The sequence below is a fragment of the Spirillospora sp. NPDC047279 genome (genome assembly GCF_040643285.1).
GTDB lineage: Bacteria > Actinomycetota > Actinomycetes > Streptosporangiales > Streptosporangiaceae > Spirillospora.
The window spans coordinates 175,084-200,333 of the sequence record NZ_JBEYUA010000003.1; the positions used below are offsets into that span (position 1 = coordinate 175,084).

A 25,250-nucleotide genomic window follows, 5' to 3' on the forward strand; every position below is an offset into this window, starting at 1 on the left:
GTACAAAGGAGTCGTGACCGACTGGGACGAGGGCGCGCTGGCGGTCCTGCGCGGGGCCGCGAGCCTGCGGGACGGTGCGGCCGGGGTCGAGGTGCTGCGCACCCGTCCGCTGGAGCCGGTGCTGCAGTACGCGGGTGACGTGCTCGCCGCCGCGCTGGCCCGCCGGGTCCCGGAGGCGCGGCCGCTGGCCGAGAAGTGCCTTCAGGCGCTCAACGCGCGCGGCGAGGCCGGTGACGCCGAGCTGGCCGCGGTGCTGGCCGAGGCGCTCGGCGCGGGCACCGGCGCCGGGCTCACCGAGGTGCCGGTCGATCTCGGCGAGCTGGCGGGCGCGTTGTCGGGCCGTCTCGGGCCGGGCCCGTTCGTGGTGGACCTGCGGCACGGCGACGTCCTGCCGGCCGGCGAGGCGGAGTCCTTCGACGCCGGCGATCCGGGCTACGACCCCGACCGCTGGGTGGGCGTGACGCCGGACGGCCGGGCGCCGGCGGGCGAGGAGCGCGAGCGCGGACTGGCCCGGCGCTGGCTGGCCGCCTACGGCCTGCGCCCCGGCCCGCGCGCCCTCTGACGAGCCCTCCGACCGAGCCCTCCGACCGAGCCCTCCGAGCGCGGCTCAGGAGCCTGGACGGGCCAGCGGGAACGCGATGGTCTCGCGGATGCTGCGCCCGGTGAGGGTGATCAGGAGCCGGTCGATGCCCATGCCCATGCCGCCCGCGGGCGGCATCGCGTATTCGAGCGCCCGCAGGAAGTCCTCGTCCAGTTCCATCGCCTCGGGGTCGCCGCCCGCCGCCTGGAGCGACTGCTCGGTGAGCCGCTGCCGTTGCAGGACGGGGTCGATGAGCTCGGAGTAGGCCGTGCCGAGCTCGAGGCCGAAGACGATGAGGTCCCACTTCTCGGCGAGCCGCGGCTCGTCGCGGTGCGGCCGGGTGAGCGGCGAGGTCTCGGCGGGGTAGTCGCGCACGAACGTGGGCGCCATGAGCTCCTCCTCGACCAGGGCCTCGAACAGCGCCTGGACGACCTTGCCCTGACCCCATTCGGGAGCGAAGTTGAGCCCGGCCTTCTCGGCGAGCCCCTGGACGCGGGCGAGCGGGGTGTCCGGCGTGACCTCCTCGCCGAGCGCGCCGGACACCGAGCCGTAGACGGTGATCTCCCGCCAGGGCTCGGCCAGGTCGTACTCGACGCCGTCGCGCACGACCACGCTGGTGCCGAGCGCCGCCTTGGCCGCGTCGACTACCAGGCTCCGGGTGAGCTCGGCCATGGTGTCGTAGTCGCCGTAGGGCTCGTACGCCTCCAGCATCGTGAACTCGGGGTTGTGCTTCTGCGAGACGCCCTCGTTGCGGAAGTTGCGGTTGAGCTCGAAGACCTTGCCGACGCCGCCGACCAGCAGCCGCTTGAGGTAGAGCTCGGGCGCGATCCGCAGGTAGAGCTGCATGTTGTAGGCGTTGATCCGGGTGGTGAACGGGCGCGCCGCCGCACCGCCGTGGATCGGCTGCAACATCGGCGTCTCGACCTCGAGGTAGCCGCGGGCGCGCAGCCCGTCGCGCACCGCCGCGACGGCGTCGCCGCGCACCCGCAGCATGTCGCGTGACTCGTCGTTGACGATGAAGTCGACGTACCGCTGCCGCACCCTGGTCTCGGGGTCGGACAGGCCGCTGCGCTTGTTGGGCAGCGGCCGCAGGCACTTGGCGGTGAGCTTCCAGGCGGACGCCAGCAGCGACAGCTCGCCGTGCTTGGACGCGACGACCTCGCCGCGCACGCCGACCTGGTCGCCGAGGTCGATGAGCGCCTTCCAGGACTTCAACGACGCGGTGCCGAGGGCGTCGGCGGTCAGCATGACCTGGAGGTCCGCGGTCTCGTCCCGCAACGTCACGAAGATCAGCCCGCCGTGCCGGCGGACCAGCACCACCCGGCCGGCGACGGCCGCCTCCTCGCCGGTGCGGACGTCGGGCGCGAGGCCGGCGAAGCGGCGGCGCACGTCGGCGGCGAAGTCGGTGCGCTCGAACCCCAGCGGGTAGGGCTCCATCCCCGCCGCGCGGATGTCGGCGAGCTTGGCGTGCCGGACCCGTTCCTGCTCCGACAGCCGGCGCTGCGGCGCGCGGGCCGCGTCGGCCGCCTCCTCGATCTCCTTGATCTTGGCGACCAGCCAGGCGGGCGGCGCCGCGTTGGCCACCCGCTCCAGCTTGGGCCGGTTGAAGCTCGGCACGAACCCCTCGGCGCGGGCGTAGGCCAGGCCGAGCCGTACCAGGTCGCGGCTCTGCGTGTAGCAGATGTAGCGCGGATACCAGAGCGGGCTGTACTTGGAGTTGGAGACGTACAGCGACTCCAGCTGCCAGAACCTCGAGGCGAACGACAACATCCGGTAGTAGACGCGGGCGATCGGGCCGGCGCCGATCTGCGAGCCGCGTTCGAACGCCGCCCGGAGCATCGCGAAGTTGAGCGAGAGCTGCTGCGCTCCGACCGCCGCGGCCTTCTCGGCCAGCTTGGCGACCATGAACTCGTTGAGGCCGTTCTCCGCCGACCGGTCGCGCCGCATGAGGTCGAGCGACAGGCCCGCGCGCCCCCACGGCACGAAGCTCAGCAGGCCGCGCAGGTCGCCCTTGCCGTCGAACGCCTCCAGCATCACGCAGCGCCCGTCGGTCGGGTCGCCGAGGCGGCCGAGCGCCATCGAGAAGCCGCGTTCGGTGTTCTCGCCGCGCCAAGCGTCCGCGTTGCGGATGAGCTTGGCCATCTCCCAGTCGGGGATCTGCGAGTGCCGCCGGATGCGGACGGTGTAGCCCGCCCGCTCGACGCGCCGCACGGCCTGGCGGACCTGCCGCATCTCGCGGCCTTCGAGGTTGAAGTCGGTGAGGTCGATGATCGCCTCGTCGCCCAGCTCCAGCGCGTCGAACCCGTGCCGCCGGTAGACGTGCGCGCCGCGCTCGCTCACGCTCACCGCGCCGGGGATCCACGCGTGGTTGCGGCACTCGCCCAGCCAGGCGTCGATCGCCTGGTCCCACGCCTCGGGGTCGCCGAGCGGGTCGCCGCTGGCGAGCGAGACCGAACCCTCTACCCGGTAGGCGATGCCCGCCTTGCCGTTCGGTGCGGCGATGAAGTCCTTGTCACGGCGCAGCGCGAAGTAGCCGAGCGAGTCCTGGTCGCCGTGCTCGGCCAGCAGCGCCCGCGCCCGCACCTCCTCGTCCGGATCGAGCACCGTGTGCCGGCTGCCAGGCTTGAACAGCGCCCAGAACGTGACGAGGAGCAGGCCGGTGCCGAGGATCCAGAGGATGCCGTCGACCCAGAGCGGGACGGACACCGAGATCGGCTTGCCGGTCACCCGGGGGCCGAGGACGGTCTGCGCCAGCGCGTACGCCGGGTGCGTCCAGAAGCCGCCCTCGGGGTCGCGGTCGGTGAGCGTCACCAGGATGGTGCCGACGCCGCCGGTGACGATCAGCAGCAGCGAGAAGACGATCGCCGCCACCCGGCGGTTGGCCCGGTCGGGGACGGTGGTGAACTGGCCGCGGGCCGCGACGAGCAGGGTGACGACGCCGCAATACAGGACGGCGGTGACGGTCAGCACCACCAGCGTGGCATCCTGGCCGCCCGGGTCGGACAACTTCGCCGCCACCCCGAGGGTGCTGACCGCGGCGAAGAAGCCGTACATCAGCAGGAGGATCCGCCAGGCGGCCTTCTTGCGCCGCCGCACCCCCATCGACAGCAGGATCCACATCAGCGCGACCGGCACGCTCGGCATGATGAAGAGGAACTTGAGCCACCGCAGTGCCCAGAACTCCAGCAGGTCTTCGATCAGCCCGTAGGACACCCAGGCGAGGAGGGACAGGATCCCGGACAGGCGCGTGTACCAGAAGAAGCCGGTCGGAACGGCTTCGATGAGGCGCTGCCAGCCATGGCGCAGGCCCGTCTCCGCCATCGTCCCCCCGTCGCGGTTCGGCCTTGGTCTCTTATTTGTACCGGGTGTCACGGCATCACGCTTCTGTCGATCAGCAACGTCGGCGAACCTCGAAGGTCACATGAGCGTCGTTAAGGTGAGGGGCTGGGCTTACGGGCCTGAGTCCAAGGTTGTTAGCAAAAGTCGGTATGGTCGCGGATATGCCGAATGACACCACCGGGGAGCGGTTGCTCGCTGGCCGTTACCGCCTGGTGACCCAGGTCGGTCGCGGTGGCATGGGCACGGTCTGGCAGGCTCACGATGAGGTCCTCGGTCGTGACGTTGCGGTGAAGGAGGTCATCCTGCCGCATGGTCTCACCGATGAGGAACGCAGCGTTCAATACAAGCGCACTTTCCGTGAGGCCCGTACCGCCGCCCGCCTCGGCCACCCCGGGGTCGTCACCGTCTACGACGTCGTGGAGGAGGACGGCCGGCCCTGGATCATCATGGAGCTGATCCACGCCCGGTCCCTCGACCAGGTCATCAAGCAGGAGGGGCCGCTGGAGCCCCGCCGCGCCGCCGAGATCGGCCGCCAGATGCTGGCCGCGCTGCACGCCGCCCACGACGCGGGCGTGCTGCACCGCGACGTCAAGCCGAGCAACGTGCTGGTCACCCGCGGTGACCGCGCCATCCTGACCGACTTCGGCATCGCCACCGCCACCGGCGACGCCACCCTCACCCAGACCGGCCTGGTCATGGGCTCGCCCGCGTACATCGCGCCCGAACGTGCCCGCGGCCGCACCGCGGGCCCGGCGTCCGACCTGTGGTCCCTCGGCGTGACCCTGTACGCGATGGTCGAGGGCCGGTCCCCGTTCGAACGGGCCGAGCCGATGGCCGCGCTGGTCGCGATCATCTCGGACGAGCCGGACCCCGCCGCCAACGCGGGGCGGCTGGCCCCGGTCATCGACGGCCTGCTGGCCAAGAACCCCGACCAGCGGATGGACGCCATCGAGGCGGGCCGCCTGCTCGACGAGATCGTCCGCCGCGAGACCATCGACACCCAGCGCACCCTCGCCGTCGAGGTCGACCTCGAGGACCTGATGGCCGGGGCGGCCACCGCCACCCCGGGGTACGCCGAGCCGGAGGCGCGGGCCGACGACTACCGGCAGGAGTACCGGCAGGGTTACGAGCAGGACTACGAACGTGAGGACGAGCACGCCTACGACGGCGCGGAGACCGTCCAGGACGAGCCGGAGCCGCCCGCGGCCGACGCGCGCACGCGCGTCACGCCCGCTCCGGCCCGCCCCGCGGCGTCCACGCCCGCCGAGGAGGTGCGCGGCGTCCACCTGCCGCCCGCGACCGAGCCCGTCGGCAGGCCGCCGGCCGCCGGAGGGGCCCGGAGCCCCGCGCTGCCGCTCAGCCGCAACGCGCTGATCGTCGTCGGCGTGGTCGCGGTCGTGCTGGTCGCCATCGTCGGGTTCGCGCTCGCCAACACCGGCGACGACGGCAAGCCGAAGGGCGCGCCGCCGAGCACCCCGGCGACGTCCAGGCAGAGCACGCCCGCCTCGCCGTCCCCGTCGGCGAGCTCGCCCGCGCCCGGCGCGCTCCCGGCCGGCTTCCGCCTGCACAAGGACCCGACCGGCTTCCACATCGCCGTCCCCAAGGACTGGAGCGGCGCGAAGAAGCGCAGCTCCTCCCCGTCCAGCGTCTTCTTCGAGGCCCCGGACGGCGTCAGCAGCATCCAGGTCGACCAGACCGACGACCCCAGCTCGAGCGCGCTGAAGGACTGGCAGGACTACGCGCCCAGCGCCGAGGGGCGGTTCCCCGGCTACAAGGAGATCAAGATCGCGCCGGTCACCGACGGCGAGCCGATCTCCGACCGCACCGGCAAGAAGGCCGCCGACTGGGAGTGGACGTACGAGCGCGGCGGCCGGCGGATGCACGCGCTCAACCGGGGCTTCGTCATGAACGGGACCGGCTACGCGATCGTCCTCTACGCGCCCGACAAGGACTGGTCGAAGACCTTCGCCGACCTCGCCCCCGTGTACTCCCACTTCACCCCGGACGACGACTGATCGTAATGCCGTGACGAGGCATCTGTTCCGATCTGACGGCCCGGGTCGGTAAGGTCGCACTCCATGGCGGTAGGGACGGTATGACGCAGGGTACCGAGCGGCTGCTGGCCGGCCGTTATCGGCTCGTGTCGGTGGTCGGCCGCGGCGGCATGGGCACCGTGTGGCGTGCCCGCGACGAGATGCTGCACCGCGACGTCGCGGTCAAGGAGGTCCTGCTCCAGGGGGCGGGCGGCGACTCCGACCGCGACGAACGCCACGAGCGCACGCTCCGCGAGGCCCGCGCCTCGGCGCGGCTCAACCATCCGGGCGTGGTCACCGTCCACGACGTGGTCGACGAGGACGACCGCCCGTGGATCGTCATGGAGCTCGTGGCGGCCCGTTCGCTCCAGGACGTGGTGACCGAGGACGGCCCGCTGCCGCCGCCCCGCGTGGCCGAGATCGGCCGCCAGGTGGTGCGGGCGCTGCGCGCGGCGCACGCGATCGGCATCCTGCACCGTGACGTCAAGCCCGCGAACGTGCTGATCGCCGCGGACGGCCGGGCGGTCCTGACCGACTTCGGCATCGCGCAGATCTCCGGCGACACCACCCTGACCGCGGTCGGCGGGCTGCTGGGGTCGCCCGCCTACATGTCGCCCGAACGCCTCAACGGCGAGCGCGCCACGCCCGCGTCCGACCTGTGGGCGCTGGGCGCGACGTTGTACACGGCGGTCGAGGGCCGCTCGCCCTACGCCCGCGCCGACGCGATGGCCGTGATCGCCGCGGTGCTGGCCGACCGCGGGGCGCCGCCGCGCAACGCCGGGCCGCTCGCCCCGGTGATCGCCGCGCTGCTCACGAAGGACCCCACGCAGCGCATGAACGGCGCCCGGGCCGAGACCGCGCTCGCCGAGATCGCGGCCGGCCGGCAGGCCCCCGGCGCCCCCGCGGCCGAGACCTTCGCCCCTGCCGCGTTCACCACTCCCGCCCCCTCCCCGCACGAGGCCATGGCCTGGGCCGGTACGGCACAGGGCGGCGGGGCGCAGGGCGGCGGGGCGCAGGGCGAGGCGTCGCGGGCCGGCCTGGCCCAGGAGGGCGTGACGCAGGGCGGCGGGCCACAGGCCGACACGGTCCACGGGGGCGTGCGACGGCGCGGCCGAGGCGCGCGGCGTGCGCTCCTGATCGGCGGCGCGGTCGCGCTGGTCGCGGCAGCCGTGCTCACGGCCGGTTTCGTCGCGCTCGACGACGGTGACGGCGGCGGCAAGACGGCGGCACGGGAGAGCGGCACGCCGACCGCCACCACCCCGACCGCCACCACCCCGACGGTCACCGCCTCGGCCAGTGCAAGCCCGAGCGGCACCGCCACGAGCCCGGCCGGCGAGGCCCCGGTCCCGCTGACCTCGGTCGCCCTCCACGGGCAGCGCCTCAAGGTCCCGGTGGGGTGGCGGCAGTGGCGCAAGGGCAACAGCACGTTCTGGAGCGATCCCGTCACCAAGGCGTACGTGCAGTTCGACACCACGCCCTGGACGGGCGACCCCAGGCGGCACCACAGGGAGTGGGCGGGCCTGGTCGTCAGCAAGAACGAGCTGCCGGGCTTCCGGAGCCTCGACCTGCGGGACGTGGAGATCAACGGAGAGCGGCGCGCGGCGGACCTCGAGTACACCTGGGGGCGCGACCGGGTGATGCACGCGGTCAACCGGGGGATGGTGACCGGCACGGGTCCCATCTCGGTCGTGGTGGCCGTTCCCGAATCGCGGTGGAACGACTACCGCAAGACCGTGAACAATGTGCTCGACAGTCTCCGGGTGTGACTGTCCTAGAGACCGGGGGACCATTCAGCCATGGGAGAGGGTCATCTGCTCGGCAGACGCTATCGCCTCGACGCGGTGGTGGGCCGGGGCGGGATGGGCACCGTGTGGCGCGCCTACGACGTCATGCTCGACCGCGAGGTCGCGGTCAAGGAGGTCGTGCTCCCGCCCGGCCTGAGCCTGTCCGAGCGGGATGTCCTGTACGAGCGCACCTTCCGTGAGGCGCGCGCCTCGGCCCGGCTGAGCCACCCCGGCGTCGTCACCGTGCACGACGTCGTCGAGGAGGGCGGCCGGCCCTGGATCGTGATGGAGCTGGTCCGGGCCCGTTCGTTGCAGGACCTCATCGAGCAGGCGCCGCTGCCGCCGCGGCACGCGGCCGAGATCGGCCTGCAGATGCTGGCCGCGCTGCGGCACGCCCACGAGAAGGGCATCCTGCACCGCGACGTCAAGCCCAGCAACGTGCTGATCACCGATGCCGGGCGGGTGGTCCTGACCGACTTCGGCATCGCCCAGGTCGAGGGTGACGCGACGCTGACCCAGACCGGCCTGGTGATGGGCTCGCCCGCCTACATCCCGCCGGAACGTGCCCAGGGCGAGCGCGCCGTGCCCGCGTCCGACCTGTGGGCGCTCGGCGCCACGCTCTACGCGGCCGTGGAGGGCCGTTCGCCCTACGAACGTTCGGACGCCATGTCGTCGCTCGCGGCGGCCCTGAGCGAGCCGGTGCCGCCGCCGCGCAACGCCGGCGCCCTGTCGCGCGTCCTGGAGGGGCTGCTCGCTCGCGAGCCGCGCCATCGCATGACCGGGCCGCAGGCGCTGCCGCTGCTGACCGAGGTCGCCACGATGCCGGCGGAGGCGCCGCGCACGACGACCGACGCGACCGTGATGGACGAGCCCTCGCGCCGGGGGCCGGTCCAGCCCGACCCGGCGGCCGAGACCGTGCTCGACCCGGCCGGGTTCGAGGCCGCCACCCGTGAGGACTCCGGCTCGGGTGGCCGGCCCGCCTCCTCCTGGCAGCCGCCGCAGCACCACCAGCAGCAGGACCGCCGCCCGCAGGACCGGGCGCAGCGGGACCGTCAGCCGCCGGGCGGGCAACCACCGCCGAGCCGGCAGCAGGGCCACCGGCCGGCGGACCACCAGCCGGAGAATCACCAGCAGCACGACCACCAGCCGCGGGACCATCAGCCGCGGGACCGGCCGCCGAGGCATCCGGCACCGGAGCCCGAGGCGCGGACCCTGCTCGAGACCGACTGGTCGCCGCCGCCCGCCGAGCACGGCGACCGGTCGCCCTGGGAGGCGCAGCCGTCGAAGTGGTCGCAGCCGCTCGACCCGTCGGCCGTGCGGCGGGCCCAGCGCACCAGGACCATCGTGATCGTCACGATCGCGGTGATCGTGGTGGTGGTGGCCGTCCTCACCGGCGCGTTCATCCTGCGCCAGAAGCTCAGCACCTCGTCCCTGCCGGGGCCGGCCGTCGTGCGGTACGACGACCGGTCCGCGGCGCTGGGGGCCGGCCTCAGGCCGTGATGCCGAGGGCGTCGATCGTGGCGCCGCCCGCCCGCACCGCGGGCCGCTCGCTCACCACGTCCGTCATGACCATGAACGGCAGGGTCAGCGGCGGCGGGTGCTCGGGCGTGAAGACCAGCGGGATGCCCAGCAGCTTGGACGACATCTTGGTGGTGTACATCACCACGCCGTCGTCCAGGGTCAGGCTCGGCGTCTTCAGCGCGGTCCGCCCGCTCGTCTGGTCCACGTCCTTGAGCACGGCCTTGCTCATGGTGAACTTCAGCGCGCGCACGGTGCCCTTGGCGCTGTCCAGCTCGGCGACGCCGTCGTAGCTCAGGCCCGACATCGTCAGCGAGCTCGCGCGCAGCGTGCCGTGCTCGCCGTACGTGGTGAAGCCGCCGGCCGCCGATCCGGCCCTGCCGTCTCCGAGGCAGGCCTGCGGGTCCTCGGCGTCCTTCAGCCGCTCGAGCAGCTTGCCCGCCTCCGCCTGCGACAGGCCGGACGTGTCCTTGGGGATCTCCGGGCACTTCTCGCCGGTCTTCCCGGGCTTCTCAGTGTCCCCGGACGCGCTCGGGGCCGGGGAGGCGCTCCCGGACGGTGCCGGCTCGGCCGTCGGCGCCGCCGAGGCGCTCGTGGACGGCGCCGGAGTCGTCTCGGGGGACGGGGTGGGCGCGAGGAACTGCACGCCCAGCACGGCGGGCAGGAGCGCCGGGACGGCGAACGCCATCATCTTCCGGTGCCGGGCGCCGCCCTGCGGGCCCTGAGCGCCGTTGCCGAAGCTCGGCGGGACCGCCTGCGGCGCGGGCGGCAGGGGAGCCGGCTTCGGGTCGAGCACGTAGCCGTGCACCCGGGTGCGGTCGTCCACGGGCGCGACGCGCCTGTCCTCGGGCGCCTCCGGCTCCGTCCGGCGCGCCACCGGCGTCCAGGCGAAGCCGATCGCGCCGCCGACCAGGCCGAGGATCATGCCGAGCAGGAAGCCGCCGAAGTTGGAGGTGAGGAACGAGGCCAGCGACAGCAGCACGGCGAGGATGCCGAAGAAGCTGCGCTGGGCCGGCTGGAACCACAGCAGGGCACCGGCGACGACGAGCAGGGCGCCGATCAGCCAGCTGGCGACGCCCGCCATGCCCTGGTGGATCGTCACCGGCATCGGAGCCAGCGGGATCGCGATGAGCTCGATGCCGCCGAGGACGGCGAACACGCCCCCCCAGAAGGGACGTGTCCGCCTCCACCGGCGGAACCCGTGAGGTTCGGCGTTGGTCATGGAAGGAACTCTCAGAAGCACTCGTCGCCGAGCTTCATGCTGAGGTTGCTCAGCTTGAAGGTGCCGGCGGTCGTCGCCCAGGCGACCTGGCGGACGTTCTTGAGGTGGACCTCGTCGGCCTGCTGGCCGAACATGCCCGCCGCCCCCTTGCCGTTGCCCTTGTCCAGCGTGCCGGCGTCGCGGCCGATCTCGATGTTCTCGAACACCGCGTCCGCGTCCAGCTGCGCCACGTCCAGCGTGAGGTCGGTGGCGCTGACCGGGGTCTTGCCGGTGCCCGCGGTGAGCCGCAGGGTGACCGGGCCGACCTTCACCGACTGGCACATGTTGCGGATCGTGGCGCTCTTGATGCCGGAGACCTGCACGGGGATCTTGGTGCCGTCCGCCTGGTGGTCGACACCGCCGTACTGGACGAACCCCTTGCCGTCGAGCGAGTCGGCCTTCACCTTGAAGCTGCTGCCGGAGACGGCGAAGGACGAGGCGATGGTGCCCGACGCGGTCATGAAGAGCAGCGCGCCGGCGCCGAGGGTGGCGGGGGCGGCGATGGCGGCGAGCCGCTTCCAGCGCACGCGGCCGAGGGGGGCCTCGGGGGTCTTGCTCATGTGCACTCCAGGGGGAGGGTACGTCCGAAACGGACACAGGTGACGCCCGTCACTTAAGTGACGAACTGGAGCGAAGTTACCCCCAAGTACTTACTTCCGCAAAACCCGAAACCGGGTCGCCCAGGTAAAGATCTTGAGCCTCTGACCTGCGAAGATCTTCGACATGGCGTCAATAGGACCGCATTCCGGTCACTCCGAAAGCAGTCACTTACAGTGACGAGATCCGGTCACGGCACGGCCGTTCAGACCGGTCGACGAGATACCGCGGGCGGCGTCAGCGGAGCGGAGCAGGGCCGCCGGGCTCGGGGCCGGCGCCGACCAGCAGCGCGTCGAGGGTGCCGCGCAGCTCGGCCGCGTGGGCCTCGATGCGGTCGAGACTCCCGGGCGCGGCGCCGGCGGGGGTCGCGGCGCGGGCCTGGGCGAGCTCGTCCTCGATCAGGGAGATGCGCTGGTGGAGGCGCTTGAGCAGCTGCTCGCAGGAGGGCGCGCCGGTGTCCTCGGCGATGGCGTGGCGCAGCGCGGCGGCCTGCCGCCGCAGCTGGAGGTTGCGCTGGTGCAGCTCGACGAAGACCGAGACCTTGGCGCGCAGCAGCCAGGGGTCGAACGGCTTGGTGAGGTAGTCGACGGCGCCCGCCTCGTAGCCGCGGAACGCCTGGTCGCCGTCGGATCCGGCGGCGGTGAGGAAGATGATCGGGGTCTCGCGGGTGCGGGCCCGGCTCTTGATGTGCCCGGCCGTCTCGAACCCGTCCATCTCAGGCATCACGACGTCGAGCAGGATCAGCGCGAAGTCGTCGCGCAGCAACTCCCGCAGGGCCTGATGCCCCGATGTCGCGGGCACCACCGTGACCGGCAGCGAATCGAGAACGGCGGCCAGGGCGACCAGGTTTTCCTCGCGGTCGTCGACCGCGAGGATCTTCGTGTCGTTCGGCACCGAGCTCCTCCCCTCGCTGCCGACAAGTGTGCAACTAGGGAATCCACCCTGTCACGTCCTGGCGGCCCGTGACACGTTTTCCGCGCAGAGTGAGAATTTCAGGACAGCCAGCCCGGTTTCACCAACCCCGACTCATAGGCGAACACCACGAGCTGCGCCCGGTCGCGCGCGCCGAGCTTGACCATCGTACGGCTGACGTGGGTTTTCGCGGTCGCCGGGCTCACCACCAGGCGGGCCGCGATCTCCTCGTTGGTGAGCCCCTCGCCGACCAGCGTCATGACCTCGCGCTCCCGTTCGGTGAGCGCGTTGAGCCGCGGCGACGGCGCCGGCTCCTTGGCGCGGGTGGCGAACTCGGAGATCAGCCTCCGGGTGACGCTGGGGGAGAGCAGCGCGTCGCCCGCCGCCACCGCGCGGACGGCGTGGATCAGCTCGACCGGCTCGGTGTCCTTGACCAGGAACCCGCCGGCGCCGTTGCGCAGCGCCTCGAACACGTACTCGTCCAGCTCGAACGTGGTGAGGATGACGATGCGCACGTCGTCGAGGCGTTCGTCGGAGGCGATCTGACGGGTCGCGCTCAGGCCGTCGAGGCCGGGCATCCGGATGTCCATGAGGATGACGTCGGGCCGCAGCCGGCGGGCCTGTGCCACCGCCTCCTCGCCGTCGCTCGCCTCGCCGACCACCTCGATGTCGGCCTGGGCGTCCAGCAGCGCCCGGAACCCGGCCCGCACCAGTACCTGGTCGTCGGCCAGCAGCACCTTGATCATTGTGCGTCCCTTCCGGGCTCGTCCGCGATGGGCAGCGTGGCCTCCACGCGGTAGCCGCCGCCCGGCCGGGGCCCGGCGGAGAACGTCCCGCCCAGCGCCGCGGCGCGCTCGCGCATGCCGCGGATGCCGCTGCCGGTGCCGCCCGCGTGGTCGTCCAGCAGGGAGACACCGCGGCCGTCGTCGTCGATCCGTACGGAGATCTCGTGCTCACCGTAGGCGATCCGGACCTCGGCCGTCACCGGGCCGGAACCGGCGTGGCGGCCGACGTTGGTCAGCGACTCCTGCACGATCCGGTACGCGGCCAGGTCGGTCCCGGCGGGCAGCGGCCGCGGTTCGCCCTCGACCTTGGACGTGACCGGCAGCCCGGCGTTGCGCGCCCGGTCGAGGAGCTCCTCCAGCCGGGCCATCCCGGCGGTGGGGGAGCGCGGCGCGCTCTCGCCCTCCGACCGCAGCGCGCCGATCACCGAGCGCATCTCGGTGAGCGCCTCCTTGCTGGCCTCCTTGATGGCCGCGAGGGCGGTCCTGGCCTGCCGCGGGTCGTCGTCCATGAGGTGCAGCGCCACCCCGGCCTGCACGTTGATCATGGAGATGTTGTGCGCCAGGACGTCGTGCAGCTCGCGGGCCATCCGGAGTCGTTCCTCGCTGGCCTGCCGCCGGGCCTCCTCGGCCCGCGTGCGCGCCCGTTCGGCCAGCTGCGCGCTGCGCATCCGCACCAGCTCGGCGCCGGTGAGCACCACCAGCGCCCAGGCGACCACCATGACCGAGCTCTCCATAGTGGGCTCGTCCACCGGGAGCGGGTCGTCGCCGAGCATCCACGCGACCAGCAGCAGGCCGGCGAGCGTGCCGAAGGTGCCCGCCCAGGCCAGCAGCCGGTGCCCGCCGACGACGGCGGCGACCATCGCCACGCAGAGCGACAGGAAGATCGGGCCGAGCGGGAAGGCGGCCAGCGCGTAGGCGGCGGTGACCGCCCCGACGCCGAGGAGCGTCTCGCGCGGGTATCTGCGGCGCAGCAGGAGCAGCGCGGGCCCGGCGACGAGCAGCGCGAACCCGAGGACGTTGAGCGTCGTGCCCTCGAAGTGGGGGCCCTGCTGGTCCTGCATCCACGGCGGTCCGTGCCCCTCCCTGCCGCGCTGCACGCCCAGGGAGCCCATGATCTGGAACGGCAGGATCAGCAGCGGGACGACCCACACCGGCCATTCGGACGGGCGCGGCCAGCGCGGACGATGCGGCTCCGAGGTGCTCATTCCTGCACGGTAGGTCACCCGCACCGGGCTCGGCGTCGGCTCAGAGGCGCGTCCCCGGATACTCCCGGAGGCGTACGCCGCGTCGGGCTCAGTCGTCGCGCCAGCGGACCGGGAGGCGGTCGAAGCCGCGCCGGGCGGTGGAGCGCGTCAGGACGGGCTCACCGGCGGGTTCGAGCCGGCCGGGCCGTTCGAGGATCGCCGCGAGCATCGCGCGCAGGTGAACGCGGGCCAGGACGCCGCCCAGGCAGCCCCGCACGCCGTGCCCGAAGGCCAGATGCCGCGGGGTGTCGGCGGTGAACCGTTCGGGGAGGAACCGGCCCGGCTGCGTGTAGACGTCCGCGTCGTGGTTGGCCGCGGTGAGCCAGAGCGCGATCTGCTCGCCGGCCAGCAGCGGGACGCCGCCCATCGTGGTGTCGCGCCGCACCAGCCGGCGGATCTGCGTCACGGGGGTCCACCAGCGGAGCATCTCCTCGACGGCGCTGTCGATGAGGGCCTCGTCGCCGTGGCCGGCGCGCAGCTTGGCGTACTGGTCGGGATTGCGGAGGAGGGCGTGGACGCCGCCCGCGACGGTGTTGCGCAGCGTCTCGGGCATCTCGTGGAGGACGTCGGTGACGAGGTCGGCGCCGGTGCGCCGGACGCGGCCGAGGAGGGCGCGGGCCGGCGGGTCCATGTCGATCAGCATCGCGGTGGACTCCGCGTCGGCGTCCGGGGGATCGGGGCGCGGGCCGTGCAGCGACTCCCAGGGGACGGGGGTGAAGAGCTCGGGCCGCGACAGCGCGCGCCGCACGTCGGTGTAACGCAGCACCGCCCAGGACCCCGGCTCGTCGGCGAACCGCCCGTCGAGCCACACCACCGGCGTCCTGGTGCGCAGGCGGTCGAGGCAGTCGTACGGGACGCCGCGGGCGTACGTGTCGGGGCAGTTGACGACCTCGGCGTCGGAGATGGGCAGCGCGCCTCGTCGTTGAGGCATGGGACCTCCTCTTCCTATGCGGAAGTTAACCCGTCCCGGCTCTCCCCTCTATGTCCGCTTTCGGCCGTGGCATGCGGGCAACACACACGTTCCGGAAGGCGTCGGCCGCCGCCGCGGTCGAACGATCAGCCGGCCAGCCACTCACCGGTCTCGACGCTCACCAGGCCGTGCCGCGCCGCCTCGATCACCGCTTCGCGCTGCGAGTGCACGCCGAGCTTGCTCAGCACGCTCTGCACGTGGCTGCGCGCGGTGCTGCGGGTCACGCCCATCGCCTTGGCCAGCGCCTGGGTGGACTCGCCGCGGGCGAGCCTGGTGAGGACCTCGCGCTCGCGCGGGGTGAGGAACTGCGCGACCTTCTGCGCCTGGCTGCGCGGCCGGGCGCCGGCCGCCTCCCGCCGGAGGACCCGGTCGGCCACCACGTCGCCGTCGGCGACCCGCCGCAGAACGCTCAGGATGTCGCCGGCCTGCTGCCCCTTGTGGGCGAACCCGCGGACCCCGGCCGCGAGCCCGGCGTCCAGGACCTCCTGGTCGAGGTAGCCGGTCAGCACGACGAACCGCGTCTCGGGCGCCACGGCGCGCAGCCGCGGGATCCAGTCGATGCCGGTGCCGCCGGGGAACTGCAGGTCGATCAGGCACACGTCGGCCCGCCTGCTCCCCAACACCGGGAGCAGGTCGCCGGGGGAGTAGGCCACTCCCACGACGGCGTGCCCCGCGTCCGAGAGCACCAGGGACAGCGAGTCCGCGAACATCGCGTGGTCATCGCAGATGACGACCCTCACGGATGCGGCCGCCAGTCGTCGCTCGTCGTCATGTCGGCCATCTCCAGGGGAGGCGCGGAGGGGAGGAGCAGGCGGACTCGCGCGCCCCCCATCTCGCAGGTGCGGATCTCCAGACTGCCGCCGTAGCCGGAGACGAGGTCGTGGACGATGCCCAGCCCGAGCGAGGCGAGCCCGGCCTTGCCGGCGCCGAACCCCGGGCCGTCGTCGTCGACCTGGATGGTGACCCAGCCCTGGTCGACGGTGACGTGCACGTCGACCCGGCCCGCCGCCACCCGGCAGGCGTTGTCGAGGACGTTGCGCAGCGCGCGCCACAACGCGACCGGGTCCATGTGGGCCCAGGCCGGGACCCCTTCGAGGCCCACCTCGTGCGCGGTCGACAGGCGCATGCCGGTGACGACCTCGGCGGTCAGCTCGTCCACCCGGATGCGCTCCGGGCAGACCATCGGCTGGGTGACGACGCTGTCGGCGTCGTCGTCCTCGTCGAGCCGGCGGATCAGGTGGTCGAGCCATCGCGTCTCGCCGAGAAGCTGCTCGATGCGCTCACGGCTGGTGTCGCCGATGTCGTCGGCGACGGCCACCGCGGACGCCAGCATGATGATCGTGCCGAGCTCGTGCCTGATGTCGTGCCGGAGCCGCCGCCGCCAGAGCCCCGAGTCCCCCGGCCCGGGCTCGCGCGGGCTCACGTCCATGAGCGCGGCGGCGTATTCGGGCGTTTCCGACGGAGATGACCGCGACTGCCCGTCGTCCATGGAGGACCCCCGTCCGTAAATCCAGCACCATGATGACCGTCACCCGATTAGGGCATGCCTGTCCAGTCAATTGACCGCAACCGACCAGCGTGTGACCGGAAGTGGACATGGGTGAGTTACGGTAAACCGTCGCCATTGTCGAGGCGTCTCCGCCAGGATTGTCGGTTTCGCTCCCGCCATTCTTTTCATACCTACGGCGTAGCCACCTTGCGCATTCCGGCGGGTGCGAAGTCCATGGCCGGGAGGGACAGTCTCGGTATGCCGACGATCACCTTTCTCGGACATGCCGGGCTGGCGGTCAGCGCGGGCTCGTTCCGCCTGCTCGTGGACCCCTGGCTCGCTCCAACGGGTGCGTTCCTCGGAGCCTGGCACCAGTACCCGAGAAACGATCATCTCGACGTTCCCCGGTTGGCCGATGCCGACTGGGTCGCCGTGTCGCACGAACACCTAGATCATTTTGATCCCTGGTTCATCGCCCGCCTTCCCGAACGGACCCGAATCCTCATTCCGCGCTATCCGGGACCGGCCTTCAGGGAACGGATGGGTGAGGTCGCCGGTACCCGCCAGGTAATCGAGATACCACCTTGGGAGAAATTCCCTCTCGACAATCGGGGTTCCTGGATCACCGCGATTCCGGAGCTCTCCCCGATGTGTCACGACGCCGCATTTCTGATGGTGGCCGACGGGCGCGCGATCCTGCACTGCAACGACGCGCGGCTGACCGCGGCGCAGGCGCGCCGGGCCAAGCACGCGGCCGGCGGGCGGCTCGACCTCATGGCGTTGCAGGCGGCCGGGGCGTCCTGGCACCCGATCTGCTACGAGTACCCGCCGGAGGAGATGGCCCGGGTCTCCATGGACAAGCGGGTGTCCAAGCTGCGCGCGGCCCAGCGGCTCGTCCGCCAGACCGAGCCCGAGCTCGCCGTCCCGTTCGCCGGGCCGCCCTGCTTCCTGGACGAGGGCGTCGCGGACCTCAACTGGGTGCTCGACCAGGTCACCGGTGCGTTCTGCGACCCGGCGACCGCGACCGGATGGCTGCGCGAGCACCTGCCCGGCCAGCGCTGGGAGTACTTCAAGCCTGGTGACGTCCTCGACCTGGACACCGGTGCGATCACGCCCGACCCGGTGTCGGCGGGGTTCGACTTCGAGGACGCGGCCCGGCCGGCCTACCTGGCCCGCTACGCCGCCGACCGGGCCGCGCACATCGAGGGGGTCCTGGCCGAGCACCCCGAGCCCGACCGCGGGCTGTTCGACCGCTTCACCGCGCACTTCGAGCGCCTGGGCGGGCTGAGCGACTACTTCCTGCGCCAGATCGGCATGGTGGTCCGCTTCGAGATCACCGGCCCGAACGGCGGCGTCTGGGACGTGGACTTCGCGCCCGGAAGGCTGACCGTCGCCGTGGCGAGCGCCGGGACCAGGCCGCACTACCGGATCACCGCCGCGGGGCGCTGGCTGGACGGCGTGCTCCGGGGCCGGCTGGCCTGGGAGGACCTGCTCATCTCGTTCCGGCTCAGCCTCTACCGCGACCCGGACGTCTACAACGACTACCTGGTCGGACTGCTCAAGCACGCCAACGCGACGGCGCTCCAGGCCGTCGAGGCGTACGAGACCGGGCGCGACGAGTCCGAGCGCATCGTGGTCGAGTCGGCCGGTCACACCTACGACATCCCGCGCTACTGCCCGCACGCGGGCGAGGACCTGTCGGTCGGCGCGGTCATCCGGGACGGGCGCCTGCACTGCCTCGCCCACAACTTCGCGTACGACCTGACCACGGGCGTGTGCGTCAACGCCCGCTCCGCCAACCTGACCAGCCGCCGGCTCGCGTGACCGGCCCGGGGCCGGCCGCCGGTCCCGAGTCGCCTACCCGCGCCAGGACCGATAGGGTTTGCCCAGCTTGAAACGGTTGTGGGGGGAGTGACAGGGGTGGCGGGCAAGCGTGCCGCGGTCGTGGCGACGGTGCAGAAGATCGACGTGTTGCGGACACCGAAGCGGATCGGCGTGATGATCGCCGCGTTCGTCGTCCTGGTCGGCCTGCTGGAGCTGGCCCTCCTCCAGCTCGGCCACCTCCAGGTGCCCCTCCCCACCGGCCAGGACGGCGCCGCCGCCGGCGGCTGACCCCCACCGGATCCGCCTCACGCCGGGCCCGCGTCGCACCGGGCCCGCGTCGTTCCAGGCTTCAGACGGTGATCGTGCGGGTCTCGCCGATCGGCAGCCAGGTGAAGCGTTCGGTGATCGCGGCCGGTCCGGCGTCGAGCGAGGCGGCGATGCCGTCGCGGTTCTCGGCGAAGTGGCGCCAGCCCTCGTAGTGAACGGGCAGCACCGTGGTGGCGCCGACGCCGTCGAGCAGTTCGAGCGCGTCCGCGCCGGTCATCGTGTAGCGCACCGGGCCGGTCAGGGAGAAGCGCACCCCGCCCAGGTGGAGCAGCACGGTCCCCGGCCTGAGGTCGGCGGCGGCCCGCCGTACGCCCGGATAGAGCACCGTGTCGCCCGTGATCCACAACGGGCCGTTCGCCTGGTCCGGCCAGGTGAGGGCGAAGCCGACGACCGCGCCGGTGATGGGGCGGCTGAGCGGCGGCCCGTGACGGCACGGAGTGGCCGTGACCGTGATGGGCGGCCCGCCGTCGCCCTCCAGCCGGTACGTCTCGCCCGCCCGCAGCCCGCGCACGTCCCGCGGTCCGCCCGCGTCATGGGATCGCGCCGCGTTCCGGCGCAGGCGCCGGGCCCCCGGCGCCGTGGTGATGACGGTGCCCGCGCCGGCCAGGAGGGCTCGTCCGGCGTCGTCGAGGTTGTCACCGTGATGGTCGTGCGTGAGCAGGACCGCGTCGACCGGCGGCAGGTCCGCCGCGTCCACCGCGGGCCCGGCGAGCTTGCGGCTGGAGGTCCCCCAGCCGAACCTGTACGTCCGGCCGGGCGGATCGAAGGTCGGGTCGGTCAGCAGGCGCCGGCCCCCGACCTCGATCAGCACGGTGGGGCCGCCGATGTGGGTGAACCCGACCTCGGTCATCGTCGTCGTCCTTTCGGCTGGACACCTGCTGGAGATCGTCGCCCGGGCCGCGGTGTCCTCCTGCTCTGTCCGCGCCAGGTTCTGGACCCGGCGCGCCACCGCGGGCCGGCGGGCCACCGGTGTGCCGGGAGCCAGTGTGACGAACGTCCCGCGCGTGCGGTGGCCTGGGTGACCGGGAGCTCTTGATCGCGTCTCGTGCGATTGAGAGAGTGGGAGCGCTCCCGTTGTGCCGTAGGCGACACATTCGGGGGCATCCATGCTCGTTCTGGACACCGCGCACCTGCCGCTCGCCGAGCGCGCGGAGGCCTTCCACGCCGTCGCCGCCGGAGAGAGCGGCTCCTGCTCGATCGAGCAGGAACGCCTGGACGCGGGCATGTGGAAGAGGCTGGAGGTCTGGAACTTCGGCCCGCTGACGCTGTTCGCCACGCACGGCACGGGCATGCGCATCTGGCGTACTCCGCGGCACGCCCGGTTCGACTCCATGAACTCGGTCTCGGTCATCACGCAGAGCACTGGCGCGGGCAGGTTCGTCTGGAACGGGCACCAGCGGCACGTCGAGCAGCACGACCTGGTGCTGGCGCACAAGACGGCGGGCTACGAGTACGCCTGGAGCGGCCCGGGGCTGTCGGTGGCGTTCATGGTCGACGCCGACCTGCTGGGCATGCCCGAGCACCTGGTCCGCGCCGCCATCCCGCTGATGTCGGTCAGCAACCTCACGCCCCTGCTGCTCCACCACATCCGGGCCCTGCACCGCGACGCCGACCACATCAGCGCCGATCCGGGCGCCGCCGCCGTCGGAGAGGCGACCCTGGCCCTCACGCGAGCGCTGGTCGCCTCCGTCTCCACCGACCGGCCGGTCCGCCGAGCCGTCGCCGAGGAGACCCTCCTGCCCCGGATCCTGGCCTATGTACGGGCGTACCTGAGCGACCCGTACCTCACGCCGGAGCGCATCGCCAAGGTGCACAACATCTCGCTGCGCTCGCTCTACCGGCTCTGCGAGGAGGGCGGTCTCAGCCTCGAACAGTGGATCATCCGGCGGCGGCTCGAAGGTGCCCGCCGCGACCTCGTCGCCCCCGAGCACGCGCACCGCTCCATCGAGGCGATCAGCCGTTCCTGGGGTTTCAGCAACCCGTCGTACTTCTCCCGGCGGTTCCGGCAGGCCTACGGCGTCACCCCGCGCCAGTGGCGGCGCTTTCCGCCCGCCGCCTCCGCCGGGTGACGCGGAACGCACGGGTCAGCCGCCGTTGCGCGCCTTGACGATCGACTGCAGATCGGGCCGTCCGTCCGTGCCGTCGGCGTCGACGAGGGTGGGGCAGGCCCACTGCCCCTGGTGGCCCCACGAGTAGGCGATGTCGAACGGCGGGTGCGGCACGAGCCGGTCCCAGCGCCGCAGGATCGCCCGGAACTGCTCCGCGGTCGGCAGCCAGTGGCCGCGTTCGCCCTGGGAGCACGCGGTGCCGAACGTCTGGAAGACCGGCACCATCACGCGGCGCGGGATGCCGGCCGCGTCGGCCATGCGGACCATGCGGTCGATCGCGTCGATGTCGCACTCCGCGCGGGCCCTGGAGGCGCCCTCGCAGGGGTACGGGTCGAGGCCGACGAGGTCGACGTTCACCTTCCCGGGGGTCACCGGCTTCATCGGGAAGTCGGTGAGGGAGACGAACGTGATCTGGCCGGGCGCGTACCGCTTCACGTAGTCGGCGCGCCGCCTGATCTCACCGGCGATCTTCGGGCAGGTGCCCGGGTCCGGCTCGTCGGACAGGTACCACCCGTACACCCGGGGGTGGCCCGCGTACCTGCGGACGGCCTCGGTGAACTCCTCGTAGGACAACTCGAAGTCGTCGCACTGGAAGTTGCCCACCCAGAACATGGCACGCATGCCCTCCGGCAGCCCGCCCAGGCTCGCGTCGTCGGGCTTGATGTCGACCAGGTCGTAGCCGAGTCGCGCCAGCCGCGGATAGTCGGACGGCTCGGTGTTGAGCGCGATGTGCAGCGTCGCTCCCGGCCTGGGGGAGGACGGGCCGGGCGAGGCGAGCGGTCCCCGGTACGGCTCGTACGAGCTGGACGCGCTGCGCTGGAGGTAGAACAGGAACCCCGCGACCAGGGTGAGCGTGGCGACCACGACCGAGACCTTGAAACGGACGTCCATCGGTTGCGTCCTTCCATGACGGCGGATCGTTCGGCAGGCGGTGGATCGTTCGGCAGGTGGTGGATCGTTCGGCGGGCGGTGGATCGTTCGTCAGGCGGCCGACCCGGGCTCGGCCGCGGGCTCCGGCGCGGCGGCGGCCCCCGGCTCGGTGACGGTGCCGTCGGCCGCCACCTCCAGCGGCGGGAGCGGGAGGCCGAGGATGTGCCGGACGGTGTCCCGGAGCGCCCGGAACGTCGCGCGCATCGACGGGTCGCCCAGGTAGACCGAGTCGACCCGCACGCGGGCCGGGACGATGCGCTCGATGTAGTTGACCAGGTCGACCTCCTCGCCCGGCGGCAGCACGTCGAAGTCGCGGAACCGCACCTCCGAGACGCCGGTGAGCCCGGGCCGGTGGTCGAAGATCCAGCGGCAGTGCGCGTCGTAGTGCACCGCCAGGTCGTAGGTCTCGGGCCGCGGCCCGACGAGGGTCATGTGGCCGCGCAGCACGTTCACCAGCTGCGGCAGCTCGTCCAGCGACCACTCGCGCATCAGCTTGCCGACCCTGGTCAGGCGCGGGTCGCAGTTGGCGGTGACGGTGAGCCCGCCGACGCCCGCGCGCATGGTGCGGAACTTGAACATGACGAACGGCCGGCCGCCCTGGCCCACCCGGGTCTGCCTGAAGATGCCCGGGCCGGGGCTGGTCAGCCGGACGAGGAGGTAGAGGAAGAACAGCGGTACGCACAGCAGGACCAGGCCGGTCAGCGCGCCGGCGACGTCGAGCACGCGCCGGCCGCGGGACGGCGCGATGCCGTCCGACGGGTCGATCGACCGGTTCTGGAGTTCCTTCTCCCTGGACATGACGTCACCCCTTCTTCGCGAGGTGGAAGAACCACGCCAGCAGCGCGGCCGTGGTGGCCACGAACGACAGCGCGGTGGCGAGCGCGGCGCCCTCGGCCTCGTACGCCGGGATCAGCAGGACCCCGGCGACCACGACCACGACCAGGCCGATCGCCTGGCCGGTGGACGCGGCGCCGGGCCGGCCGACGCCGTACAGGTAGGCCATGATCAGGCCGGTGACGCCGAACGTGACGACGCCCGCCAGCCGGATGTAGGTCGGCACGACCGCGTCCGCGAAGACGTCCCCGAAGATCCACGGCAGCGCGGTGGCGGTGATCGCGGCCAGCGGCAGCGCGGCCAGGACCGACACCCCGAACGCGGGCAGGAGGAGCCTGCGCGTGCGCCGGGTGGCCTCCGCGCGGTCGTCCTTGGCGAAGTCGGGATAGAGCACGTAGTTGACGGCCAGCCCGGGGAGCTGGACGAGTTCGGCGAACTTGCTGGCGACGGTGTAGACGCCGAGCACCTTCGGCCCGGCGAGCGCGCCGAGCAGCGCCATGTCGAAGCGCAGTTGCAGCAGGTCGATCAGCTGGCCCAGGTAGCCGCGGAAGCCGAAGCCGGAGACGGTGCGGGCGAGCCGCAGGTCGGGGCGGCCCCAGCCGGCGAAGAACCCGCGGCGTGCCAGCCGTACCGCGATCCACGCGGCGGCGGCCACGTCGGCGAGCACCAGCCCGGTGATCAGCGCGCCGGGCCCGTACCAGCCGAGCAGGATCACCAGGTAGATCGGCAGGAAGACGAACTCCTCGACCGCGATCGCCAGGCTGGCGCCGCGCATGTCGCCGGTGCCCTGCAGCAGGCCCTTGCCGACCGAGACGAACCCCTGGGTGAACGTGGGGACGGTGGCGGCCAGCGCGACCCAGTAGCCGAACGACTTGAAGAACGCCAGGTAGAGCAGCGGGCTCAGGCCCAGCCAGACGACCGCGCCGACGACGGCCCCGACGACCGTCAGCCAGGCCAGCGTGGGCCGGACCCGCGACTGCTCGTGCTCCTTGCCCGCCAGGAAGTAGGGCGCGGCGGCGGGCAGCCCGGCGTTCGACAGGTGGCACAGCAGGCCGGGCAGGATCCGGACGAGGGTGAACGCGCCGACGAGGGCGGGCCCGCCGATGCGCGCGACCATGACGGTCGCGACGCCGAGCGAGGCGAGCGCCCCGACGCGGCCGGCCATGTTGCCGGCCATCAGCGCCACGATCTTGCCGGTGATGGTCCGCTGCGGCGCGGCCGTGGTCGGGGTCGGTGTCGTGGTCGTGGTGGCCGTCGCCGTCCCGTCCGGCGGCGGGACCGGCGGGGTCTCGACCGGTCTGGGGCGGGCCTCGGTCATGGTGCTCCCTCCGGCCGGACGGCGTCACGGCGGCCGAAGAGGTCCAGCGCGGCGATCAGCCCGAAGAACGCCCAGCCGTGGCGGTAGTGCAACGTCTCGTAGAAGAGCGCGGAGATCAGGAACACCGCGACCAGGGCGCCGAAGAGCTCGGGGCGCGGCACCAGGCGCGCGTACTCGGGCGTGAGCGCGTCGCGGCGGGCGACCCGCGCACATTTCAGCAGGACCGCGAACACCAGCACGATCAGCGCGAGTCCGCCGAGGAAACCGCGTTCGAGCACGGCCGCGATGTAGTCGTTGTGCGCCTCGCGGACGTAGGTCTCCTGGTTGACGAGCATGGCCTTCTCGGTGTGGCCGGGCCCGATGCCCCACGGATGCGGCTGCTCCTCGATCATGCGCACCGTGGTGCCGAAGACCGTGCTGCGCGAGCTGGTGCTCTCGCCGGTGGTGCGGCCGATCGAGTCGCGCAGGATCGGCGAGGCGGCGCTGGCGCGGTCCAGCACCGGCTGGACGTCGACGACCGACAGCAGCGCGACACCGCCGCCGCCGAGGACGGCGCACAACGCCCCGGTCGCGATGGCCTGGTGCGCCTTGCCCTCCTTGAACAGCCGGAAGAGGTGGCCGAGGACGATCGCGCAGCCGAGCGCCAGCGCGCCGCCGTTCGAGCCGGTCAGCAGCTCGGCGACGACCAGGATCCCGCACACCCCGTACCGCTTGAGGTTGTCCTCGGGGTACCGGCAGGCCCGCACGATGAAGAAGACGCAGATGAACCAGTTGGAGGCGTAGTTGGCGTCGCCGAACGTGAACATCGCCCGCTCGCCGTCGACCTGCTTGCCCGACAACATGTCGTTCCCGATCACGAAGCCGAAGATCATCACCAGCGCGTAGAAGGTGCCGATCCAGACCCACGACCTGATGACCAGGCGGAGCAGCGCGGGGTCACGGCCGAGGTTGGCGACCGCGACCGCCCACAGCAGCACGAACAGGTCCTTGGCGAGGGTCAGCGAGCCGATGCCCTCGTTCGCGATCGAGGCGACGCCGCCCGCGACGATGGTGAGCAGGGTGGGGATGAGGTACGGCCACCGGATCGGCTGCCGGCGCGAGGCGGCCCACAGGAACGTCGCCACCACCACGAAGATCAAAACGAGGTCGGGCAGGCCGGTGTTGCCCGGCCCGGGCGCCAGCCCGAACGGCATCAGCATCGGCAGCGAGGCGATGCCGCACACCATGACGATGCCCGCGAGGTCCCGGCGCCGCCGGAGCCCGGGTGCCGCGGAGCCGGAGTCCGGCGGCGTGCCCGGCGACGCCGCCCCGGGCACGGCCGCGTCCGGCGCGTCCGGCGGACCCGGCCCTCCCTGCGGCGGCACGGCCCGCGGAGCCTTGGTGGTCGGCGACATCGT

General features: G+C 72.5%; 21 protein-coding genes. 7 read left to right on the forward strand and 14 right to left on the reverse strand.

Annotated features, from left to right (window positions below):
- Positions 1-13: 13 nt before the first annotated feature.
- Positions 14-562 (forward strand): hypothetical protein, encoded by a 549-nt coding sequence (locus ABZ810_RS07995; protein ID WP_358400702.1) that lies wholly within the window; start codon positions 14-16, stop codon positions 560-562.
- A 45-nt stretch (positions 563-607) separates the two neighbouring features.
- Here ABZ810_RS07995 and lysX read toward each other — a convergent pair whose 3' ends face one another.
- The gene (lysX, locus tag ABZ810_RS08000; protein WP_358400704.1) at positions 608-3,901 is read right to left on the reverse strand and encodes a bifunctional lysylphosphatidylglycerol synthetase/lysine--tRNA ligase LysX; all 3,294 of its coding nucleotides are present in this window, start codon (positions 3,899-3,901) and stop codon (positions 608-610) included.
- A 179-nt stretch (positions 3,902-4,080) separates the two neighbouring features.
- Between lysX and ABZ810_RS08005 the strand changes: the two genes are divergently transcribed.
- From ABZ810_RS08005 to ABZ810_RS08015, 3 genes are all read left to right on the forward strand, one after another.
- Positions 4,081-5,934, forward strand: a complete 1,854-nt coding sequence (locus tag ABZ810_RS08005) for a protein kinase (protein ID WP_358400706.1) — start codon at positions 4,081-4,083, stop codon at positions 5,932-5,934.
- Between the two features lie 80 nt (positions 5,935-6,014).
- Entirely contained in the window at positions 6,015-7,718 is a 1,704-nt protein-coding gene (locus tag ABZ810_RS08010) for a serine/threonine-protein kinase (RefSeq protein ID WP_358400708.1), read from the forward strand.
- Positions 7,719-7,748: 30 nt separating this feature from the next.
- The gene (locus tag ABZ810_RS08015) at positions 7,749-9,236 is read left to right on the forward strand and encodes a serine/threonine-protein kinase (protein ID WP_358400711.1); all 1,488 of its coding nucleotides are present in this window, start codon (positions 7,749-7,751) and stop codon (positions 9,234-9,236) included.
- Here ABZ810_RS08015 and ABZ810_RS08020 read toward each other — a convergent pair.
- The 8 genes from ABZ810_RS08020 to ABZ810_RS08055 form a co-directional block, all read right to left on the reverse strand.
- The gene (locus ABZ810_RS08020) at positions 9,226-10,476 is read right to left on the reverse strand and encodes a DUF6114 domain-containing protein (RefSeq protein ID WP_358400714.1); all 1,251 of its coding nucleotides are present in this window, start codon (positions 10,474-10,476) and stop codon (positions 9,226-9,228) included. The genes ABZ810_RS08015 and ABZ810_RS08020 overlap by 11 nt on opposite strands.
- A gap of 11 nt (positions 10,477-10,487) precedes the next feature.
- Positions 10,488-11,075 carry a DUF6230 family protein gene (locus tag ABZ810_RS08025; protein WP_358400716.1) on the reverse strand — a complete coding sequence of 196 codons (588 nt, stop codon included), beginning with the start codon at positions 11,073-11,075 and terminating at the stop codon, positions 10,488-10,490.
- Between the two features lie 274 nt (positions 11,076-11,349).
- On the reverse strand, positions 11,350-12,006 hold the full coding sequence (locus tag ABZ810_RS08030; RefSeq protein WP_358400719.1) for a response regulator: 657 nt from the start codon (positions 12,004-12,006) through the stop codon (positions 11,350-11,352).
- A 98-nt stretch (positions 12,007-12,104) separates the two neighbouring features.
- Entirely contained in the window at positions 12,105-12,770 is a 666-nt protein-coding gene (locus ABZ810_RS08035) for a response regulator transcription factor (protein WP_358400722.1), read from the reverse strand.
- On the reverse strand, positions 12,767-14,014 hold the full coding sequence (locus ABZ810_RS08040; protein ID WP_358400724.1) for a sensor histidine kinase: 1,248 nt from the start codon (positions 14,012-14,014) through the stop codon (positions 12,767-12,769). Before ABZ810_RS08040 ends, ABZ810_RS08035 begins: the two co-directional genes overlap by 4 nt.
- Before the next feature lie 88 nt (positions 14,015-14,102).
- A complete protein-coding gene (locus ABZ810_RS08045; protein WP_358400727.1) occupies positions 14,103-14,984 on the reverse strand; it encodes a cytochrome P450 in 882 nt (293 codons plus the stop codon).
- Between the two features lie 125 nt (positions 14,985-15,109).
- On the reverse strand, positions 15,110-15,763 hold the full coding sequence (locus ABZ810_RS08050) for a response regulator transcription factor (RefSeq protein ID WP_358400730.1): 654 nt from the start codon (positions 15,761-15,763) through the stop codon (positions 15,110-15,112).
- Complete coding sequence (locus ABZ810_RS08055; protein WP_358400732.1) at positions 15,760-16,512, reverse strand: HAMP domain-containing sensor histidine kinase; 753 nt, start codon at positions 16,510-16,512, stop codon at positions 15,760-15,762. Before ABZ810_RS08055 ends, ABZ810_RS08050 begins: the two co-directional genes overlap by 4 nt.
- 258 nt (positions 16,513-16,770) lie before the next feature.
- Here ABZ810_RS08055 and ABZ810_RS08060 point away from each other — a divergent pair, with 258 nt between their 5' ends.
- Positions 16,771-18,336 (forward strand): MBL fold metallo-hydrolase, encoded by a 1,566-nt coding sequence (locus ABZ810_RS08060; RefSeq protein ID WP_358400734.1) that lies wholly within the window; start codon positions 16,771-16,773, stop codon positions 18,334-18,336.
- Between the two features lie 96 nt (positions 18,337-18,432).
- Positions 18,433-18,624 (forward strand): hypothetical protein, encoded by a 192-nt coding sequence (locus ABZ810_RS08065; protein ID WP_358400736.1) that lies wholly within the window; start codon positions 18,433-18,435, stop codon positions 18,622-18,624.
- A 61-nt stretch (positions 18,625-18,685) separates the two neighbouring features.
- Here ABZ810_RS08065 and ABZ810_RS08070 read toward each other — a convergent pair whose 3' ends face one another.
- Positions 18,686-19,513 carry an MBL fold metallo-hydrolase gene (locus tag ABZ810_RS08070; protein WP_358400738.1) on the reverse strand — a complete coding sequence of 276 codons (828 nt, stop codon included), beginning with the start codon at positions 19,511-19,513 and terminating at the stop codon, positions 18,686-18,688.
- 256 nt (positions 19,514-19,769) lie between these two features.
- Here ABZ810_RS08070 and ABZ810_RS08075 point away from each other — a divergent pair, with 256 nt between their 5' ends.
- Positions 19,770-20,732, forward strand: coding sequence for a helix-turn-helix domain-containing protein (locus ABZ810_RS08075; RefSeq protein ID WP_358400741.1), 963 nt, complete (start codon positions 19,770-19,772; stop codon positions 20,730-20,732).
- Positions 20,733-20,747: 15 nt separating this feature from the next.
- Here ABZ810_RS08075 and ABZ810_RS08080 read toward each other — a convergent pair whose 3' ends face one another.
- The 4 genes from ABZ810_RS08080 to ABZ810_RS08095 form a co-directional block, all read right to left on the reverse strand.
- A complete protein-coding gene (locus ABZ810_RS08080; protein ID WP_358400743.1) occupies positions 20,748-21,662 on the reverse strand; it encodes a hypothetical protein in 915 nt (304 codons plus the stop codon).
- Between the two features lie 90 nt (positions 21,663-21,752).
- Positions 21,753-22,499: a sugar transferase gene (locus tag ABZ810_RS08085; protein WP_358400746.1), complete on the reverse strand. Its 747-nt coding sequence runs from the start codon at positions 22,497-22,499 to the stop codon at positions 21,753-21,755.
- Between the two features lie 4 nt (positions 22,500-22,503).
- The gene (locus ABZ810_RS08090) at positions 22,504-23,853 is read right to left on the reverse strand and encodes an oligosaccharide flippase family protein (protein ID WP_358400748.1); all 1,350 of its coding nucleotides are present in this window, start codon (positions 23,851-23,853) and stop codon (positions 22,504-22,506) included.
- Positions 23,850-25,247 carry an O-antigen ligase family protein gene (locus ABZ810_RS08095; protein WP_358400750.1) on the reverse strand — a complete coding sequence of 466 codons (1,398 nt, stop codon included), beginning with the start codon at positions 25,245-25,247 and terminating at the stop codon, positions 23,850-23,852. Before ABZ810_RS08095 ends, ABZ810_RS08090 begins: the two co-directional genes overlap by 4 nt.
- Between the last annotated feature and the right edge of the window lie 3 nt (positions 25,248-25,250).